The organism is Pirellulales bacterium, assembly GCA_036499395.1.
Lineage (GTDB): Bacteria > Planctomycetota > Planctomycetia > Pirellulales > JACPPG01 > JACPPG01.
Map to the genome: position 1 here is coordinate 103,163 of DASYDW010000122.1, position 18,483 is coordinate 121,645.

At 59.8% G+C, this 18,483-nt stretch carries 17 protein-coding genes; 12 read left to right on the forward strand and 5 right to left on the reverse strand.

What is annotated here, in order from left to right:
• Positions 1-58: 58 nt before the first annotated feature.
• From VGN12_23170 to VGN12_23185, 4 genes are all read left to right on the forward strand, one after another.
• Positions 59-634, forward strand: coding sequence for a YceI family protein (locus tag VGN12_23170; protein HEY4312369.1), 576 nt, complete (start codon positions 59-61; stop codon positions 632-634).
• A gap of 36 nt (positions 635-670) precedes the next feature.
• Positions 671-1,120 (forward strand): YhcH/YjgK/YiaL family protein, encoded by a 450-nt coding sequence (locus VGN12_23175; protein HEY4312370.1) that lies wholly within the window; start codon positions 671-673, stop codon positions 1,118-1,120.
• 1,232 nt (positions 1,121-2,352) lie between these two features.
• Positions 2,353-2,982, forward strand: coding sequence for a glycine zipper domain-containing protein (locus VGN12_23180; GenBank protein HEY4312371.1), 630 nt, complete (start codon positions 2,353-2,355; stop codon positions 2,980-2,982).
• Between the two features lie 172 nt (positions 2,983-3,154).
• On the forward strand, positions 3,155-3,469 hold the full coding sequence (locus tag VGN12_23185; protein ID HEY4312372.1) for a hypothetical protein: 315 nt from the start codon (positions 3,155-3,157) through the stop codon (positions 3,467-3,469).
• A gap of 190 nt (positions 3,470-3,659) precedes the next feature.
• Here the strand turns inward: VGN12_23185 and VGN12_23190 are convergent, their stop codons facing one another.
• Complete coding sequence (locus tag VGN12_23190; GenBank protein HEY4312373.1) at positions 3,660-5,519, reverse strand: redoxin domain-containing protein; 1,860 nt, start codon at positions 5,517-5,519, stop codon at positions 3,660-3,662.
• Positions 5,520-5,645: 126 nt separating this feature from the next.
• Positions 5,646-6,761: a hypothetical protein gene (locus VGN12_23195; GenBank protein ID HEY4312374.1), complete on the reverse strand. Its 1,116-nt coding sequence runs from the start codon at positions 6,759-6,761 to the stop codon at positions 5,646-5,648.
• Between the two features lie 509 nt (positions 6,762-7,270).
• Here VGN12_23195 and VGN12_23200 point away from each other — a divergent pair.
• The gene (locus tag VGN12_23200) at positions 7,271-8,152 is read left to right on the forward strand and encodes an NlpC/P60 family protein (GenBank protein ID HEY4312375.1); all 882 of its coding nucleotides are present in this window, start codon (positions 7,271-7,273) and stop codon (positions 8,150-8,152) included.
• Between the two features lie 16 nt (positions 8,153-8,168).
• Here VGN12_23200 and VGN12_23205 read toward each other — a convergent pair whose 3' ends face one another.
• Positions 8,169-9,212, reverse strand: a complete 1,044-nt coding sequence (locus tag VGN12_23205; protein ID HEY4312376.1) for a hypothetical protein — start codon at positions 9,210-9,212, stop codon at positions 8,169-8,171.
• Positions 9,213-9,762: 550 nt separating this feature from the next.
• On the opposite strand from VGN12_23205, the gene VGN12_23210 reads away from it, so the two are divergent.
• The gene (locus tag VGN12_23210; GenBank protein ID HEY4312377.1) at positions 9,763-10,032 is read left to right on the forward strand and encodes a Nif11-like leader peptide family natural product precursor; all 270 of its coding nucleotides are present in this window, start codon (positions 9,763-9,765) and stop codon (positions 10,030-10,032) included.
• Positions 10,033-10,101: 69 nt separating this feature from the next.
• Here VGN12_23210 and VGN12_23215 read toward each other — a convergent pair whose 3' ends face one another.
• The gene (locus VGN12_23215; GenBank protein HEY4312378.1) at positions 10,102-11,490 is read right to left on the reverse strand and encodes a hypothetical protein; all 1,389 of its coding nucleotides are present in this window, start codon (positions 11,488-11,490) and stop codon (positions 10,102-10,104) included.
• 277 nt (positions 11,491-11,767) lie between these two features.
• Between VGN12_23215 and modA the strand changes: the two genes are divergently transcribed.
• The 6 genes from modA (at position 11,768) to VGN12_23245 (ending at position 16,764) form a co-directional block, all read left to right on the forward strand.
• Positions 11,768-12,628 carry a molybdate ABC transporter substrate-binding protein gene (gene modA, locus VGN12_23220; protein HEY4312379.1) on the forward strand — a complete coding sequence of 287 codons (861 nt, stop codon included), beginning with the start codon at positions 11,768-11,770 and terminating at the stop codon, positions 12,626-12,628.
• A gap of 3 nt (positions 12,629-12,631) precedes the next feature.
• The gene (gene modB / locus VGN12_23225) at positions 12,632-13,294 is read left to right on the forward strand and encodes a molybdate ABC transporter permease subunit (protein ID HEY4312380.1); all 663 of its coding nucleotides are present in this window, start codon (positions 12,632-12,634) and stop codon (positions 13,292-13,294) included.
• Positions 13,291-14,379 (forward strand): ABC transporter ATP-binding protein, encoded by a 1,089-nt coding sequence (locus VGN12_23230; GenBank protein HEY4312381.1) that lies wholly within the window; start codon positions 13,291-13,293, stop codon positions 14,377-14,379. The genes modB and VGN12_23230 overlap by 4 nt, the downstream gene beginning before the upstream one ends.
• Positions 14,380-14,483: 104 nt before the next feature.
• The gene (locus VGN12_23235) at positions 14,484-15,086 is read left to right on the forward strand and encodes a thioredoxin family protein (GenBank protein HEY4312382.1); all 603 of its coding nucleotides are present in this window, start codon (positions 14,484-14,486) and stop codon (positions 15,084-15,086) included.
• A 46-nt stretch (positions 15,087-15,132) separates the two neighbouring features.
• Entirely contained in the window at positions 15,133-15,615 is a 483-nt protein-coding gene (locus tag VGN12_23240; GenBank protein HEY4312383.1) for a glutathione peroxidase, read from the forward strand.
• 60 nt (positions 15,616-15,675) lie between these two features.
• The gene (locus tag VGN12_23245) at positions 15,676-16,764 is read left to right on the forward strand and encodes a membrane dipeptidase (GenBank protein HEY4312384.1); all 1,089 of its coding nucleotides are present in this window, start codon (positions 15,676-15,678) and stop codon (positions 16,762-16,764) included.
• 62 nt (positions 16,765-16,826) lie between these two features.
• On the opposite strand, the gene VGN12_23250 is transcribed toward VGN12_23245, so the two are convergent.
• Entirely contained in the window at positions 16,827-18,011 is a 1,185-nt protein-coding gene (locus tag VGN12_23250; protein ID HEY4312385.1) for an Lpg1974 family pore-forming outer membrane protein, read from the reverse strand.
• Between the last annotated feature and the right edge of the window lie 472 nt (positions 18,012-18,483).

The following is an 18,483-nucleotide window of genomic DNA, read 5'->3' on the forward strand; positions in this document are numbered from 1 at the left end:
TGACTGCTGCTTACCTGACGGCCCTCTTTCCTGATTATCGCTTACAGGAGTTACAAGGATGAGAAACTTCGCTTGCGCCCTGCTCGTTACCACCGCGATCACGACCGCCCTGCCGACGATCGCCTGCGCCCAGCAGTACAAGGTCGATCCCGTTCATTCGTCGGTGGTGTTTCGCGTCAAGCATCTTGGCGTCAGCTATTGCTACGGTCGCTTTGACAAAACGTCGGGCACGTTCCAACTGGACGAGCAAAACCCGTCCGCGAGCGCCATTGATGTGGTTGTCGAGTCGGGGAGCGTCGACACGAGCAATACGCAGCGCGACACGCATCTGCGCAATCCCGATTTCTTCGACGCGGCCAAGTTTCCCACGATTCGGTTTGTCTCGACCAAAGTCAGCAGGCAGGGGACCGGGCCCTACGTTGTCGCGGGCGATCTGACGCTGCATGGCGTCACTAAGCCGGTTACGTTGGAAATCGAAGCCACGGGATCTGGCAAGGGGATGATGGGCGAAACGCGCAGTGGGCTGGAGACTGTTTTCAACATTAATCGCACCGATTTCGGCATGGACAAAATGGTGGGTCCCGTGGCTGACGAAGTGCGACTGATGGTCAGCGTCGAAGGCATTCGGCAGTAGCGAATTTCATACACGGCAAGGAGGCTCACGCAGGCCATGGTCTTCGATCAACTCGAGAACGCGGCGCAATACGTCTCGCTGCACCCCCGGCTGGCAAGCGCGTTCGACTATCTACGCAGCACGAATCCTGCGCAGCTCTCGATCGGCCGGCATGACATTGCGGGGGATGATATCTTTGCCCTGGTGCAAGAATACCGCACCCGATCGGACGTCGAGGGCTTTTGGGAATCGCATCGACGCTATATTGATGTGCAATTCGTAGCCAGCGGCGCCGAGCGGATGGGCTACGCCAACATTGAGAAGCTAGAGGTGCGACAAGCGTACGACGCCGACAAGGACCTGCTGATCTATGACGGACAGGGCGATTTCTTCGTCGTGCCCGCCGGCATGTTCACCATCTTTAAGCCGCAGGACGCGCACATGCCGTGCCTGAGCCCTGGCGAGCCAACCACGGTTCGCAAAATCGTGATCAAAGTCGCGGTCTAACGCCGGTCACGACCTTTCTTCGCGCCATTTTTGGGCCTGCGCAGCTCGATTCTCTGCGATGGCCTTCTTTGCGCCCCGCAATTCTTGACTGATTGCTACGACGCGATCGCGCCGGGTAGAAAAAACAAAAATCGTGCGTCCGCGCTTCTCAGTAACATTGAATTCGCTGTCGTCGATTTGCTAAACAAAACGTGTCGGCCGACGGCGTGTGTGTGGCGAATCAAGAAGCACACAATAGGAGGGCAAGCATGCAAGATCCACCGGGCCACTTTGCCTGAGAAGCGCTAGATCTCACCAATCCTCGCTTCTCACCGGCTGGCCTTGCCGGCCGCGGGTTCAAAGCTGACCCACGAGTGCGTAATTGTGCGTCGCGCGTTTGATCGCTCGAACGATTGACCGCTACCTCCCTCCTGCGGGATGTACGGGCCGATCGCCAAGAATGAACATTCGCTGTTCAATTGGCGCCGGCGGATCGACCGACCGGTGCAGCGCGGCGCGTGAACGAACCTCTTGTCCTTTCACCGCCGAACGAATCGGCCAACCCGCCGCGCCTCACTCCAGGCGCGGCGGGTTTGTTTTTTTGGCGGGCCGCCTGCTGTTCGCAGTTCTCGTGTATTCAATATGGCGGTAGCAACCGGCGAAAACCGTGCGTAAGTACGACCGAAGCAAAGAACGCATTGCGCGGCAATAAGGCGGGCCAAAATAAGGTGCAGGGGGCTGTATCGCCTCCGTCACAGGTCGTGGCCACTCGATCCGCCAACGCCTCGATCCAGTCGCAACTTCGCGGCCATTCGAGAATTTCTGCTCGCCAGCACGGCGGGATTGCTTCCGGGCCAAGCGTCGCACCTGCGAGGGCGCCCACGATCGCGCCTGTCGTATCGGTGTCGCCGCCCAAGCAGACGCACTCCTCGACCGCTTGACGAAAATCATGCGGGTACCGCAGCCAGGCAAAGATCGCTACGGGCGCGGTGCGGTGCCTAACAAACAGCCACGCAGTGACGATCGCAGTTTCATGGCGTCGCCTCGAGTGAATGCCAGCATTGTTAGACGATTTGTTACGAATCATCTTTGCTGGCCAATTCCGGGCGGTTTATCGCGTGTGGGCCTACGGCTGGCGTTGCTAGCAGATCGCTCGCCTTGACCCGGTATCCGCACATTGCGATGATCTCCCTCCCGCCTTGGCGACCGGTCGTGGGGATCGGTTGCATGGATGCTTGCGAGGACCCACACAAATGATCGGCAGCTCTGTTCGGTGCTTCGTCGCCGTGATGGCCGTCGCCTTTGCGGCCGGCTGCAATTCACCATTTTATACCGATCGCGGCGCGCTCGTTGGGGCCGGTGTCGGAACAGGCGTCGGTGCGTTGACAGGCGCTGCCGTGGGGCATCCCGGCGTCGGAGCATTGGTCGGCGCCGGTGTGGGTACTTTAACGGGCGCGGCCGTGGGGAGCGGACTGGATGATATCGACGCCCGGAATCGCGCACAGATCGCGGCGACGCTGGGGCGCCAGGTCCCGACTGGCAACGTGACGCTGCCCGACGTCATTGCCATGACCAAGGCCGGCGTCAACGAAGAACTGATCGTCAATCACATCCGCACCAACGGACTGGCCACTCCGCTGCAAACGGGCGACTTGATCACGTTGCAGCAAAATGGCGTCTCAACGCGCGTCATCGGTGCGCTGCAGTCTGCGCCGCAGCCCGGGGCTCCAGCTCCGATCGCTCCCGCGCCGATGGTCGCACCGGGTTATTATGGCCCCGGCCCGTATCCGTACTACGGACCGTATTGGGCTCCTCCTCCGTATTACTATTACCGACCGCGACCCGTTGTCGGCTGGGGCGTTTCGGTCGGTGGGCCGATATAGGGCGACACCTCGGAACATCCTTTTCCTAGGGCGCTAGCGGCAGGCGGGAGATAACCCGCGCACCGCTAAGAAGGCATGCGCGAGGAAGCGCGAAGCGCCTCGCGCCCGTGGTGACCTAGGCTTGGGTATCCCGAGTTTCTGATTCCTAGCTCAGCCGGTAGGTCACCAGGTTATGGATCAAAAAACTGCCTTGATCGTGGCCCTATGTGCAACCTTTATCTGGCTGCCGCTGGGGCTGGCCGGGATGGTACCGGCAGCATTCTCTGGATTCATGTTCGATGCACCCGGGTCCGAGAAGAATATCGCCCTAATCATACTGGCGATCAGCCTGATTACCTTCCCGGTTGTTTGTGCCGCGGCCGTGATCGCGTCGTGGGCGGCGCTGTGGTCGAAGGCCTTTCGCGGGGCCTGCTGGTGTGCGTCGATTCCGTTGACGAATATTGCGACAGCAGCCGTAGCGTTTGCTTGGGTCGTGCTGACGCAATAGCGGCGCCTTCGCCAAAGGCGATGAGAAGAGATGAAGGCGGACGGGACGTCCGCCCCCCAAAGGATGACGGTGATCGTGCATCGGCTATAGGGCATCATCTGCTGCGGGCATAGCGTACTCAGCGCGCAAAAAAAGCGGCGCTGGAGGCCCGCATCCAGCGCCGCTTTCGTGCGATGCTTTTCTTCTCAGGCTACTGTCCGGCTTGCCCGTCGGCTGCAGCCTTGTTCCGTGCTTCCTTGCCTGGCTTCACCTCATACCCGGTTTTTGGGTCGATGGTCAGGTTCAGGTTTTCGTGGTCTTCGGTGTAGAAGACGAACCCGTACATCATTTCCTCAAACGTCTGATCCCCTTCCTTGACCGTGGCCGTGGGGTCAGGGTTGTAGGGATTGAACGCCGAGTTGTCGAAATGTGCCGTGACGTCGATTTCGGTTCCCTTGGGGAACTTCTTGGCGTGGGGACGCCAGACGTACGACACCTGCCAGTTGAAGTCGTAGTTCGGGATCGCCAACAGCCGCTCGGTCTTACCGTCGGGATACTTGGCGTCGAACATCATGTCCTTGCCACGCAAGTGCATGTGGCTGAAGAATCCGACGAGCGTCGAATCCTCGGCGAAGGTCCGCTTGGCCTCGACCAGGTGAGCGCCGTCTCCTGGCGGAATGGCAAACGTGCCGTTATGGCCGCGGAAGTGCTTCAACTGCTTGTCGATCTTTCCCTTGGCAAACGTGAAGCCCAAGCTCGATTGATCCGTGGTCTTCTCACCGGTCGTCACATAGTGAATCTGCATCACCAGGACCGAGCCCTTGGCGATCTTGAAACCTACGCCCTCGTCCAGCTCCATCGGAATGCCGCCTGGCACCTGGCCGGTGATAAACTGAGCGTCGCTGTACTTGCCCTTCAGCGGGTCGATCGCGGCCAGGTTGCAGTGGTGCAGCGCGGCCTTGTTCTCGGGCAGAATCTGGCAGCCAGTGATCCAGGTGTCTTGTTTGAAGGTGTACGGCAGCAGCACGTACTTGTAGGGGATGAATCCGGTCGCCGGGATCTCGGCGGGTTCCTTCATCTTGATGACCAGGTCCGGCCCGTCGATCAACCACTTACCGTCGGGCCACTTCTTGGCCACAGGAACTTTCGACAGGTCTCCTTGCTGACAGCCGCCGGCGACCCATTGAGCGACCAGCGTACGTTCGTCGGCCGGCATGCCACGTAGATTCACGAAGTCGCCGTGCTGACGGCTCGCGTATTCCGGCGGCATGCGCTGCTCTTTCACAACTTCGGCAATCACGTCGGCGTGATTTACAGCGTCTTCGTACGTCACGAGCGAGAAGGGCGCCTCGGCGCCCGGACGATGGCACTCTTCGCAATTCTTCTGCAGAATCGCGGCCACGTGATTGCCGAAGGTCACTGGCTTTTCGGGCGCGGGAATCTTGGCCACGGTGATCGGACAGCCTTCGACCGTCGTCTCGGCCACATCGACCGGGCGCCCGGCCAGCACGTCCTCGATTGCCATCTTCAGGTCTTCACGACCCGTGTTGGGCTTCAGGCCGTTGACGCTGAACTGGCTGTCAACGCGACCGCGATAACGCAACTTACGTTCGCCGTCCAAAACGACAACCTGTGGCGTGCGCGTCACGCCCAGGGCGGGCGCTACGGTGCCGTCGAAATCTTTGCAGAAGGGGAAGCCGGCATCGAGCTGGATGCCCTGATACGAAACTTCAACCATTGAGTCATTCGGTGCGACGTTAATCACGACGAACTGGACGTCTTTATTGCTGTACTCTTTTCCGAGTTCGACGATGCGCGGCATGTATCGCTTCGCTACGGGGCAGTCGAGCGAACTGAACGTAATGACATACGCTTTCTTCTGACCAAGGTCCTTCAGCGTGTGGGACGCGAATCGCAGGTCCTTGAACGTGAAGTCGGGGGCTTGCTCACCGATCGCAAGCGGCGTCGCCTTCTCGGCGGGCTTTGCATCGTTACTAGCATCCGCGGCCCAGGCGGACGATTGACCAACGACCAGCAATGCGAAGACCCAGCACAACGGCGTGCGCAACATCTCGCTCTCCTTAAGAATTGACCCCAGGGCGCAACATAGATTGGCCCGAAGAATAGCACGCTAAGTATAAGCGAATTCCAAAAGGAATTGCAATCTCTAGGGATCCGGCAGGTAACGAGTCGGCCTTCAGGGCATTCGTTTTCGGCCGGCATAGCGATATGTAATGGCAAGTAGGCAGCCCAGGGTGCCCAGGATCACTCCGCCCGGTTCGGGAACGTTCGTCAGCACGACCAAACCGCGGCAAACGACGTCCGTGACCGGTGCGCTTTCCACCTGGCTGACGAGCGTTCGATTACCGGTTAACGGGTCGATCGAAATCAAACCGCCGCCAATGCCGATGCCGTAAATCGTGCCGGACTGCGCGACGCCAATCGTCAGTGCGATCAGTTGTGGGCCTGAGCCTACCGGTGTTCCGCCCGAAACCGTCGTCGAAACGGCCGTGGGAATGCCGGTCACCGGATCGATGCTGTAAACGCCGCCCACGGTTCCATTGATCGCGTCCGCATAAAGTTGCCCTTGTGGACCAATCGACAGATCGATCGGTCCGATCGTCGGTCCCGTACCGGCGGCCGGCCCCGAGAAAGCGGTCGCCGCGCCCGTCGTGGCATCAACCTTATAAAAATCAGTCCGGCCGGCCACGTAGATTTGGTTGCCGACATTCGTCAGGCCATAGAGGGGCGACGCAGTCGCCAGCCCTGGCGTAGCGATTGGTGTTACAACGCTCGTAGAGGGATCGACGGTTTCCAGTCCGGCGTTAGTCGTTGCGAAAATCGTATTGCCCACCTGACGGGCCGCATTGATTACTTTATCCGCTGTGGTTCCCGTGACATCGAGAATCAAGGAGCGATTGCCTGTATTGGGGTCGACTCGATAGATTCGCGACTCGTCGGCCCCCGGGCCACCGAACGAATCGACAAGAGAGTCATCGACCACTAGCAGACTCCCATCATTCTGCTGGGTGATATAGCTGATGTACGAACCGTCGGGACCGAAGGCCAGTGATGGGCCTGTGCCAGCTGCGTTGGCTGAGACGACGCTCGTCGCTGCGGTGTTCGGGTCGACCGCAATCAATCGCGTGTCAAAGTTCGGCGACGACCGTGCGTCGCTCGATACCCCTACGACAATCGTGCCGGGGCTGAGCGTGGCTGCAAAGACCCCGCGCTGATGCAAATGCTCGTTGAAAAAGATCGCGATCAGAAAGATCGCCAGTAGAGTTGGCGTGCAAGAATGCCTGTTGGTCATGTCCGCTCCTCTTCTCGAAGTAAGGAATGAACGATGGATGGAAACACTTCCCTTGAAATAGCGCCGTCCTTAAGCGTCGACGCGAAAATCGTCGAAGTGCCGTTGCTAAGGCACCACTTACCAGGCCCGGCAAAGGTAGGCCCAACGACCTTCGAGGCGCGCGTCGCGAATAAAAAGAAGAAATGAAACGCGCGAGCCAAAAGACGTTAGCAGCGGCTGCTAACAACGGCTAAATAGAATGTCGCGCTCACGAGCGTTGCTCCAGGTGAAAGCAACTGGAAACTATCACGGAAGCAAAGTCAAAACAAGAAAATTTTGGCCGCGGGTCGGAAAGACTCGCTAGCCGCGAATCGGGTAGCCTTTCTTCACCCTTGGTGGCAGAGCTTTTCCAGTTCGAAGGCTCTTTGCCCGAGACTTCGGAAGAATCAAGAAGGGCTTTGCAGCCAGCCAAGAGCTACCTTTATGTAGTTTCTCAGTTTCCTCGGTATGCGGTGTTGAAAATCCTTACCATGTCGATACTACTATCCCGCCGTCAGACGCTCGGTTTGTTGACCTTAGGTGGCATTGCGCCGGGGGCTGTTCTTTCATCGGTCGTGAAGGCATTTGAAGCGCCGTCGCACGACAAGGGCAGCGACTACGGCCTGGCCTACAGCGGTCCGATCGATGAACTGATTGGGGACCTGCTGCATGGCGAGCGGGGCGACCCCCAGCGGGAATCCGCGACGCCGCATCATGATTGGTATTCCGAGCATGTCCGACGCCGCATGGGGGCTTGGGGACCCAGTCCGCGGCTCTATCCGCCGATCATGAAATCGCCCGGCCAATCGCTCGAATGGAAACGCGAGCGGGTGATCGCGACGGGTGCGCGATTTATCGGCTATAGCTACCAGCATCATCATATCCCGGATTGGGATCCGCCTGCCGGCTGGCCGTGGAAGGTGTGCTGCGCCGGGCACAACGGCCGTGGCGTCGATTGCAGCAACTTTACCAGCTTTGTCTACAACCAGGGCTTCGGAATCAAAATCTCGTCGGGTATCGGACGACAGGCGCGAACGGACCACGGCCTGGTCGAGGGACATCCGGTACGGATCGAGCGCGTTGAGTTGCCGACGGACTACGACAAACGTGTCGAGGCTTTGCACACCGGCGACCTGGTTTACATTCGAGGTCGCGAGGATGGGCCCGTCACGCATGTCGTAATCTGGGTCGGTTCGATCGGCCGCGCCACAAGCGGACTGCCGCTTCTGATGGACAGCCACGGGGGAGATGTTAAGGACGACCACGGCCATCCAATCCCATGTGGTATCCACCTCCGTCCCTTCCGCCAGGACTCGTGGTACAACCGCTGTGCAAGCCATGCGCACCGTGTTTTCCACGAAGGGCATGCCTGACACCGCGGTGCATCTCTTAAACTGCACGCTGCGATGACACGGTGCCGACGCTCGTGGCTATTTGCAGGCGGCCGTTGATGTATTCCCAACCGGTTTGTTCCAGGCTGAGATCGAAGACATTGGCCGTTCGGGTCAGGCTATCGGTACCGCCGCCACCCAAGAAGTGCAGATCCCCCTGTCCATAGATATAGTCCAGGCTGAGCGAGTCGTTGCCGTCACCCAATTGCGCCATCAGTGATTTCACGACGTCGACGTGCAACAGTGTGGCCGAGTCGTCGCCGGCACCGGCGTCGAAATTCATGTTGTTATAGACCGTGGCGTTCTCCATGTGGAACAGGTCGTTGCCGCCTCCGGTGCGAACGTTCAAGTTGCCGTACATATATGCCGAATCGAGCCAGACGACGTCGGCATCGGTCTCGGATAGCGAGCTGTAGGTTTGGATGTCGACCGTGCCGGCCAAAATGCCAACTGTGTTTTCGATCTGCACCGTGTCGGCCCCGGCCCCCGTGTTGATTGCGAGGTTGCCGGCCAGCATGTTCGCGCCGCCGACGTAGACCCAATCGTTGCCGGCGCCGGTCGTGATGTTCATGTCGCCGTGCGTGATAATGCCCCAGATAATGACGTCGTCGTTGTCCGGTGCATTAAACGGAGTTTGCACTCCGCCCAGTGCCAAGCTTCGCGGCGCCAAAACTACTGGCGGCGCCGAGGTGTCGATATTGACCTGCGTAAAGCTCGGCGACGGCGCACCGATCTCGGAACCGATGACGACAAGGTCGCTGCCGCCGCCCAGGTTCACGTTCAAGCTGCCCGTGACGCTGAAGTCCTGGGAATTCAACTTATTGACGTGCGTCATCGTGTTGTCAGTCGTCGTTGTCGTCCCGGCAACACGGATCATGCCGTTGGGCAATTCCGAGATCTGGATGGCATTGTCCAGACCGGACTGCCCCGAAGCTTCGGTAATATAGAGGTTGCCGTTCTGCACATAAGCGGCGACGTCGCCGGCCATCATCTGCCGGGCTTCCAGGTTTTCGATCGACAGTCGGCGATTGGACTTGAACATTGCGAATTCTCCCGCCTCGAGGTTTTTGTTTTTGGTGAACCCGTCGTGATACCGGGCTACCCCTGTAGGCGTAGAGAGTGCCGCGTTGTTACGCAGAAAATCGGCCCGCATTCGTCGCGATGAGAATAAGGCACGCCGAGGCTGGCTTGTCGTGCTCATGTGCTCCCATCAAACCTGGTAACACGAGGACATCGCGAAAAGAGACGAATGTACGGCCGCCCCTCCCCACCGGGATTAGCCCACTCGGTATGGCTGGCCGCGAATGGTGCGGGTGGATTCTTCGCTGCAAGCGTTTTTTCAGCTTTCTCCGCCGCCGGGGGGCGGTACGACCCGGCGTCACGGATGGCCCTTACCGCGCGGGTTGTTAAGTCCCTTACGTCACGCGTGATCTTGGTCAGTCGTGCGCGGCAGGCACGGCACGATCGCACCTTGCCCTGACGCTTTTCGGCAACCTAGCGTTTTGGTGGCGAGGATGTGTTTGTCCACGCCACAACCCGGACCGTGTTGCACGCACAGCAGCGCGGCCCAGAAATCGCAAGGAGACTGATCGATGACCACCGTCACCAAGATGAATCCGGTCGAGGCGTTCCTGAAGAAGGTTCGTGAGGACGGTCAGATCCGCAGCCAGATTGAGATGTTGACGACCAAGAACAAGCAGTTAGCGATTCAAGAGATCGTGCGTATTGCGAACAAGCTCAATTTCAAGTTCAACGCCAAGCAGTACGAAGAGTATGCCCTCATGCTCTGTTCGCGCAATGCCAAAACGAACTGCCCGATTTCGGACGAAGAGCTGATCCGCGTGGCTTGCGGCAACTGCTAGAAGCAGGCCGCTTACGGTTCACATTCGCAAGTATGTTTACCGCAGAGCGTGGCCGGAAAGTTCGAGCGATTAATGGCCGTCGGCCGCCCATGTTTTCGTGTGGCGGTCGGCGGCCGATTTCTTTATCGGGTTATTTGGTAGCGGATGATTGCGACGGCTCGGCATGCGGAAGAGAAAGCTAGGATTGGCGCCGGTCGTCAGATCCACGCTTTCGCCTGACGGGAGAGGAAACGCGTCGGTCGTGCTGTACAGGTCGTAACTGCCGTTTTCTGTTCGATAATGGAACGATTGGCCGTCGGTTGGGTCGAGCGGTACTTCGCTGAGAAACTCAGGCACGAGCTGGGCCAAGTCCGCGGGATAGACGCCGTGCCTGTGGTGATATTGCTCGACAGCGACGGCCACTAAGGCTAGCCGGCGCACGAGTTCGGCCCGGGAAACGGCATTGATCGCGGCCATGAAGGTTGGCCCGATTCCGCCCGAAAGCACGTGCCAGTGCGAGTTGTTGCCCTGGTACTTCAATTCAATGAGCGTGCTGTCGCTCAGCATGTCGGGCCAAGGCTTTTCGGTTGCGTCTAGATAATCGTTGACAACATCCAGATAACGGGATTTATCCGGTGCGCTGGTGATTTTCATCAGGATATTGGTCGCCCGCGGATGGGCCGACGAAATGTTCTCAAGCGTTGCTAGCCCAAAGACACGCTCTCCCATGAAGGCCGGCCGCAGGCCGCGGTGAAAATCGATGCCCGCCAGGATGTCATGCACCCGTGCCAAGGCGTCGTCGGAATAGGGAATGCTGCCGAGCGTAGATTTCAGCTCGTGCGCGGCCGAGCCGAACATCGCCAACCGCACCAACTGCGAAATGATCAGCGGTTCGTTTGCCAGCGATCGCTGCAGGGTCAAGCCTGCAGTGACCGCTTCAATGGCGCCTTGTGCATCGCCGGAGTGTGCCCGCACGTTGGATTCGAGACGCAACACGCGCGCTGCGCAGCGCAACGGACTGGCGTAATTCAACACGGCGCCGACCGCGTCGGGCGTAGTCACGCCGGGAAAGCGCGCCAGGCAGCCGAGCGCTGCTGCTTCGTGCAACTGCCGCACGGAAGTGGCGTTATCAGTGAGAAATTTCTCCGCCAATGCGAGCTCTGCCCAGGGCTGGCCGACCTGGGGCGGCTCGCGCCCTTCGCTGATGAATGGCAGCGGGCGCCAGGCGGCGTCCTTCGCGCTCGCAGCGAGCGCCTCGCCCGCCTGAATCAACAAGTCGGTTGTATCCTGGTCCGCCGGCGGGTGTGGGTAAATGGCACCGAGCTCGGCATAAGTTAAGGGCTCGCCGCGCGCTTTTACGGCGGCGATTCGCGAGGTGAATCGATTTTGCAACATAGCCCACGAGAAGATTCCGCCCAACAGCAGGCAGGCCAGGAGCGCGGCGCTGGCTACATAAATACGCCGCCGGTGGTGGTTCATTGATTTCGTAGTGGTTTGTTCAGATTCGACCAATGCCGGTTATTAAGACCTGCGCGGCGGCGTGAGCGCCTCAGATGGACAATTGCATCGAACGGGCACGTGAATTGTATCCGAACCGTGCAAGATCGGGACGGCCGAATCGAGCGTCGTTTCATCTCATCTTGTCCGCGCGAGTTCGCCTCGTGCCGGGATTGTCACGCGTCGACGGCGAAGTGGTCACCTCGACCGTGCGGCGGTATAACAGTTCCGATCGTTCTTAGTTCAAAGAGGATTGGTAATGCCAGGTCGCCTGTCGGTTTTGAGATGGAGCCTTTCGCAACGGTCCGGCATCGCGCTGTCAGTGGCCGTCACGGCACTCCTGGCGCTCTCTGGTTGCGGCGCGAAGCAAGAGCCTGCCGAAAAAGGCGCTACCTCAGACGTCGCGGCCGATGCTACGGTGCGCATTGCCGCGGCCAGTGATCTGCAGTTCGCGCTCAAGGGCCTTGTGGCGAAGTTCAACGATACGCATCCGAAGAAGCGGGTCGAAGCAACGTTCGGTTCGAGCGGCAGCCTGTACGCGCAACTGGCGAACAAGGCGCCGTTTGACATGTTTTTGTCGGCTGACATGAGCTACCCGCGCAAGTTGATCGAGGCGGGACTGGCGGCCAAGGAGTCTGAATTCCTGTACGCCATCGGGCATCTCGTCGTGTGGGTGCCGAGTGCGTCGAAATTGAATCTCGACACCGACGGTATCAAGGCGCTCGCCGATCCTGCGGTGAAGGTGATTGCGATGGCGAACCCCAAGCATGCCCCTTATGGTCGCGTGGCCGAAGAGGCCCTGAAAAGCCAGGGCGTCTATGACGACGTGAAGGATCGGCTAGTGCTGGGTGAGAACGTCTCGCAGACGGCGCATTTCGTGCAATCGGGGGCCGCCGATGCGGGGTTGATTGCCTTATCTCTGGCGCTCGCGCCGGAAATGAAAGCGCGCGGACGGTATTGGTCGGTTCCAACGGACGCGTATTCGCGACTCGAACAAGGGGGCGTGATCATGAACGATGCGAAGGATGCGGCGGCTGCAGGAGAGTTTCGCGGGTTTATGACCGGCGAGGAAGGAAAGACGATCTTGCGGGAATACGGCTTCGCCCTGCCGGGAGAATAACGTTTGGACGCCACCGCCGTTTGGCTTACTTTGAAATTGGCCACGTGTACGACGCTCGTGCTGATGGTGATCGGCCTACCGCTGGCGTATTGGCTGGCCAGCAGCACACGCCGATGGCGGTTTGCCGTGGACGCGGCCGTGGCCCTGCCGCTCTTACTTCCGCCGACGGTGTTGGGATATTACCTGCTGGTGGGCATGGGACCGCACAGTTTACTCGGGCGATGGTATGAAAAACTGGCGGGGCAAACGTTGCCGTTTTCGTTTTTGGGCATTCTCATTGGATCGGTCATTTACAACCTGCCGTTCGCCGTGCGTCCGTTTACGGCGGCGTTCGCCTCGGTCGACCGGCGCTTAATCGAGGCCTCCTGGTGCTTGGGAGTGTCGCGCGGCGAGACGTTCCGCCGCGTGACCGTACCCTTGTGCTGGCCGGGCATTCTCACCGGCATGGTGCTGGCCTTTGCGCACACGGTCGGCGAGTTTGGCGTCGTGCTGATGATCGGGGGTAACCGGCCGGGGGTAACTCGGACGATTTCGGTGGCGATCTATGATGACGTGCAAGCTCTGAATTACGCTGCCGCCGCAAACAGCGCCGCGGTGCTGTTGATCTTTGCCTTTACGGCATTGTGCGTTACCTACGCGCTCTCGCGGCGGACGATGCCGCTATGAGCTGGCAGTTGGCGGCCGATTTTGAAATGCGCTTTGACCGCGGGCCCACGATCCACGGCCAGTTGCACTTGCCGGTCGAAGGAGCGGGCGTCACGGTTCTGTTCGGCCCGTCGGGCTGTGGTAAGACGACCATCCTGCGAGCGCTCGCCGGACTCGCGCGACCGGCAAGCGGTCGCATCACGTTCGGTGAGGAATTGTGGTTCGACGCGGCGTCGAAGGTTTCACGCTCGCCCCAAGAACGCGGCGTCGGTTTCCTGTTTCAGCACTACGCGCTGTTTCCGCATCTCACGGTCAGTGAAAACGTAGCGTACGGGCTGCCGCAACGTAGGAGCGATTTGGCGCGCTCGCGCTCCATGAATGTCCTGACCCGACTGCGCATTGCCGACCTGGCCAATCGCTATCCGGCACAGTTGTCGGGCGGTCAGCAGCAACGAGTAGCGCTAGCGCGAACGATTGCGTGTGCGCCGAAATTGATTTTGCTGGATGAGCCCTTGTCGGCGCTCGATGCGCCGGTGCGCGAGCAATTACGAGGCGAGTTGCGACGGATGCTGCTGGAATTGGGGGGGCCGGCGATCATGGTCACGCACGATCGGGTCGAGGCACTGGCACTGGCCGATACGGTCGTCGTGATTACCGAAGGACAGGTCCGGCAATCCGGCCCGGTTCATGAGGTATTCAGCCGCCCTCGCGATTTGTCCATCGCGCAAGTGGTGGGCATCGAAACCGTTGAGCCGGGCACAATCCTTCAGATCGACAACGGGCTCGCCACAGTGCAAGTGGCCGGTGCCACGCTGACCGCCCTTGCACCGCCCGCGGTTGGCCGGGAAGTATTTGTCTGCATTCGGGGTGAAGACGTGCTCGTACAGAGGGAAGCTCCGGCCAGCACGAGTGCTCGCAATCGTCTGCCGGCTCGCGTTACGGCGCGCGTGGACGAAGGGCCGCTCGTGCGCATCGGGCTGGATTGCGGTTTTCGGCTGACGGCCCTCGTGACCCGCCCGGCCTGCGAAGAGTTAAACCTGCAGGTCAATGACCAGGTGACGGTACTGATCAAAGCGCAAGCGATCCAGCTCGTGGGGCATGGGTAGCAGGGTCGTCAATTGACGATTCGCGTGGCGCGCGCTATCGTTGGTCGGACAAACAAGCGAGCCAGCGTGCTGGCGGCAAGGTTATTGCGACCAGGAGATTATCTATGTTTCGCGCATTATTCACGATCATCATGAGCTTGACCGCGACGTACGCCGTGGCCGGCGAGTTCAATGGTGTTTTGAGTGCCGGCGACGCGGCGCCTGCTTGGACTGCTCTCCCGGGCACCGACGGTCAACAGCATGCGTTGGCCGATCTAAAGGACAAAAAGGTCGTGGTTGTCGTCTTCACGTGCAACAGTTGTCCGGTGGCGCGCGATTACGAGGACCGGATCATCGCCTTGGCAAAGCAGAATCCGGAAGAGTTGGCCATCGTCGCAATTAACGTTAATCGGGGCCCGGAGGACAGCCTGGCGAAGATGACCGAGCGGGCCAAAGAACGCGCGTTCCCTTATCTCTATCTGGCGGACGAGAGCCAGGCGATTGGCCGTGCTTATGGTGCGAGCGCCACGCCCGACTTCTTCGTGTTGTCGCCCGATCGCAAGGTCGTCTATATGGGATCGCTGGATGACAATAACGATCCGGCCGTGGCAAAGGCGAACTACGTGGGCGATGCCGTGCAGGCGGCGCTCGCTGGCACGAAGCCGGCGACGGCGGAAACGTTCGCCCGGGGCTGCGGCATCCGTTACGCACGGCAGCGCGCCAAGTGATGCAATCCCCGATTCTGTCTGGCGACATGCGACAAACGGTGCAGGTATGAGCACGATCTACGATTTTCCGGTCGTGACGATCGATGGCCACACGGAAACGCTGGAACCGTATCGCGGTCGAGTGATGCTGATCGTCAATGTGGCCAGCCGGTGCAGTTTTACGCCGCAATACGCCGGCCTCGAAACGCTTTATCGTCAACATAAAGAGCAGGGATTCGCCGTGCTCGGCTTTCCGTGCGATCAGTTCATGCATCAGGAACCGGGCGACGAGGCCGAGATTCAAAGCTTCTGCTCGACCAAATACGACGTGACGTTTCCGATGTTCGCAAAGGTAAACGTTAACGGGCCGGCCGCGCACCCCTTGTATCAGTTTTTGAAGTCGGCCCGACCAGGCTTGCTGGGCACCAAAACCATCAAGTGGAATTTCGGCAAATTCCTGGTCGATCGCGCGGGGCGGGTGGTGAAACGCTACTCGATGTTCGCTCGGCCCGCGCGTTTAGAACGCGATGTGGCGGCGCTTCTCGCTTGATTCTCGGCAGATACCGGCTTTCTTTTCGGCTTCATTCACCATTCTCACTGTTGATGCACGATGCGATTGATCTTTGATTCTCATCTCGATTTGTCCTGGAACGCGCTGGCCTACAACCGCGATCAAACGGAAACGGTTGACCAGATCAACGAGCGCGAACGAGGGATGGACCCCGCCGGGGGGCGGGGGCATGCCACGACTAGCCTGCCCGAGATGCGTGCGGGCAGGATTGCTGTTTGCCTGGGGACGCTGCTGGCGCGGGCGAAGCGCCAGGTGCAACCGGCCGTGGGGCATCGCCGCTCGGATCTGGATTACGGCACGCAAGGAATCGCTTATGCCGTAGCGCAGGGGCAGTTGGCCTATTATCGCCTGTTGGAAGAGCAGGGCGAGATGAAGATGATCGGCACGCGGCGCCAACTCGATGATCACTGGCGTCGCTGGGAAGCCGATCCAACCGCGACGCTGCCGATCGGAAACATCCTCGCGATGGAAGGGGCCGACCCGATCGTCGATCCCACGCAGGTCGACGAATGGTTCGCCGCCGGATTGCGCAGCGTGATGCCCTCACACTACGGGCAAAGTCATTACTCGATGGGAACCGGGGGTAACGGTCCGTTGACGCCGCGCGGCGTGCAGCTGTTGAAGGAATTCGAGCGCGTGGGAATGATCCTCGACGTGACCCACCTATCGGATCAGAGTTTCTTCCAGGCGCTCGACTGCTTTTCAGGCCCGGTGATGGCTAGCCACAACAATTGTCGCGCCCTGGTGCCGGCGGACCGGCAGTTTTCGGACGAGCAATTGCGCCTGATCATCGGCCGCGGCGCCGTGATCGGCGTCGTGTGCGATGCTTGGATGCTACAGCCCGGCTGGACGATCGGCGTCACACGGCCGGATCGGTTGACGTTGGCGGCGCTGGCCGACCACATCGACCATATCTGCCAGTTGGCAGGTAACACGCTACATGCGGGCATCGGCAGCGATCTGGACGGCGGTTACGGCACAGAACAAACGCCCAACGACCTGCGCACGATCACGGATCTGCAAATGCTGGAACCGCTGCTATCCGTTCGCGGCTATTCGGACTCGGACATCACGAATATCTTTCACGGCAATTGGCTGCGATTTTTCCGCCGCTGGCTGCCAGAGTGATGTCGGTAAGAAGAACTGTTCCTGAATGGTGGCGCCGCAGTGCGCAACGCGAATCGTTACGTTTAGCGAATGATGCCCGTCGCGACGCTGAATCCACCAAAGCCGATATTGCCCAGCGCGGAATCATAGGGCGTGTTGTCGATCGTGCCGGCGTTAAGCCAGAGTTGTCCTTCGAAGCCGCCGCGGACGAAGAACTGGCCGCCGCGCGCCAATTGCTTTTGCCATTGGGGGCCGGTGGCTATCTCGAGAATTCCGAGCGTCTCGCCGCTGAGTTTATAGTTGGCCGTGGCTGATACAGGAAAGAGAATGTCCGCCCCGGCTTGATAGTTGTAGCTGCGATCGCCGAACAGGATCGAGCCCCGCGTATTCGTATACCAGGTAAAGCTCTTGGAATTAAAGAGTGAACGGTTCAGGTTCACTCCGCCCGTCAGGCCGATCCCGTTAAAGGCCTGACTCTGCTGGAGCGTGGCGAGCGTGCCGAGCACGTTCAGCGACTCGGATTGTCGAATTTCACCGTAGCGGAAGCCGCCAAAGGCAAGCATTCGCCAGCGGCGAAAATCGATCTGTTGCGTTACCTCCCAATCGAAGGTGCGAAATCGCATTGCGCCCCCGAAGGCAACAAGTCCCACGGGATCGAGAAATTCGGTATCGGAACTATGACGGAATTCCCAATACTGTACGCGAAATCCGAGCCCCGACTTTGTCACGTAACCCAGCCAAAAGCGGGGCGCCGTTTCGAAGGTGAAACTGTTATGCACGTTGAAATTAACGATCGCCGTTGGCGGCAACAGGCCTAAGTTCGTGTTAACGTTGGCCGTGGCGCCCGGTAGGTCGCCATTGGTCGCGGTTGGCTTCAAAAATAGAAGCTCGCTACCGAAGACCACGCCGCACTGCCGGCAGCCGGTATTGAGAAAGTCCTGACCGACTAGCGCCGGGCGAGTGGAGCAATCGGGCAAGCACCAGCGGTTGCAAGAGTCGTTCAATGCACCATCGGGCGAGATCGTGGAGTCCGCAATCTCGTCTGTAAGCTTGTCTGTAGGCTCGGGTGCGAGCACCGGTGGTTGATCGCCGAACCTGGACGTCAGCCGCGACCGCGCGGGGCTTTGCATCGTCGCGACTTGCCGTTCCAACTCTGCCAGACGGCGTTGGATGTCGCTATCGTCGGCCGACTGGGCGTACGCCTGTGGCGTGCTTAGCGACAGTCCGACAGCGAGTAATAACAGCCATGACGCGGTACGAAACGGCATCGACTTGCCCCCTCCATGAGAATTCGCGGTAACCGCGCCTGACGCCACCTTGCGCCAGTAACTGCCTTGGGGGGAATCGTCCAGGATGCTCTGTGGGGTTTGATGGACCGTTAGCATTCCTTAGGACCCTAATAGCCGGCAGCGTTTGTCGGGCACGCTATTCGAAAGGGACGTGAACGTGCGCCCTACAGAGCGCAAATCCGGTCAAAACGCTTTGGGACCCCATCGCGCGCGGCACCGCGGGCACACCCTTTGCGACAACTCGCCAGTTTCGCGACCCTGTGAGCGGCAGGTGCCTTCGAAGAGGTGCCATTGGTTGAGACGGTCGCGGACGTCTGATACGGGGCGGAATCGCGCCGTGGATCTTTTGGCCACCGCGGGCCGCGGGCCCAGCAACCGCCAGTGTCGTACTACGCCTTTGTTCCTGAGGGCCGAACGCCCGGTTTGACTGCCGGCGCGACGTCGGGCGCCT

Excerpts from the sequence above, each read along its gene's own strand:
- VGN12_23250 (HEY4312385.1), bottom strand. The coding sequence starts at position 18,011 with ATGCCGTTTCGTACCGCGTCATGGCTGTTATTACTCGCTGTCGGACTG.
- VGN12_23240 (HEY4312383.1), top strand. The coding sequence starts at position 15,133 with ATGAGCACGATCTACGATTTTCCGGTCGTGACGATCGATGGCCACACG.
- VGN12_23175 (HEY4312370.1), top strand. The coding sequence starts at position 671 with ATGGTCTTCGATCAACTCGAGAACGCGGCGCAATACGTCTCGCTGCAC.
- VGN12_23210 (HEY4312377.1), top strand. The coding sequence starts at position 9,763 with ATGACCACCGTCACCAAGATGAATCCGGTCGAGGCGTTCCTGAAGAAG.
- VGN12_23185 (HEY4312372.1), top strand. The coding sequence starts at position 3,155 with ATGGATCAAAAAACTGCCTTGATCGTGGCCCTATGTGCAACCTTTATC.
- VGN12_23235 (HEY4312382.1), top strand. The coding sequence starts at position 14,484 with ATGTTTCGCGCATTATTCACGATCATCATGAGCTTGACCGCGACGTAC.
- VGN12_23215 (HEY4312378.1), bottom strand. The coding sequence starts at position 11,490 with ATGAACCACCACCGGCGGCGTATTTATGTAGCCAGCGCCGCGCTCCTG.
- VGN12_23170 (HEY4312369.1), top strand. The coding sequence starts at position 59 with ATGAGAAACTTCGCTTGCGCCCTGCTCGTTACCACCGCGATCACGACC.
- VGN12_23230 (HEY4312381.1), top strand. The coding sequence starts at position 13,291 with ATGAGCTGGCAGTTGGCGGCCGATTTTGAAATGCGCTTTGACCGCGGG.
- modA (HEY4312379.1), top strand. The coding sequence starts at position 11,768 with ATGCCAGGTCGCCTGTCGGTTTTGAGATGGAGCCTTTCGCAACGGTCC.
- VGN12_23245 (HEY4312384.1), top strand. The coding sequence starts at position 15,676 with ATGCGATTGATCTTTGATTCTCATCTCGATTTGTCCTGGAACGCGCTG.
- VGN12_23180 (HEY4312371.1), top strand. The coding sequence starts at position 2,353 with ATGATCGGCAGCTCTGTTCGGTGCTTCGTCGCCGTGATGGCCGTCGCC.
- VGN12_23190 (HEY4312373.1), bottom strand. The coding sequence starts at position 5,519 with ATGTTGCGCACGCCGTTGTGCTGGGTCTTCGCATTGCTGGTCGTTGGT.
- VGN12_23200 (HEY4312375.1), top strand. The coding sequence starts at position 7,271 with ATGTCGATACTACTATCCCGCCGTCAGACGCTCGGTTTGTTGACCTTA.
- VGN12_23205 (HEY4312376.1), bottom strand. The coding sequence starts at position 9,212 with ATGTTCAAGTCCAATCGCCGACTGTCGATCGAAAACCTGGAAGCCCGG.
- VGN12_23195 (HEY4312374.1), bottom strand. The coding sequence starts at position 6,761 with ATGACCAACAGGCATTCTTGCACGCCAACTCTACTGGCGATCTTTCTG.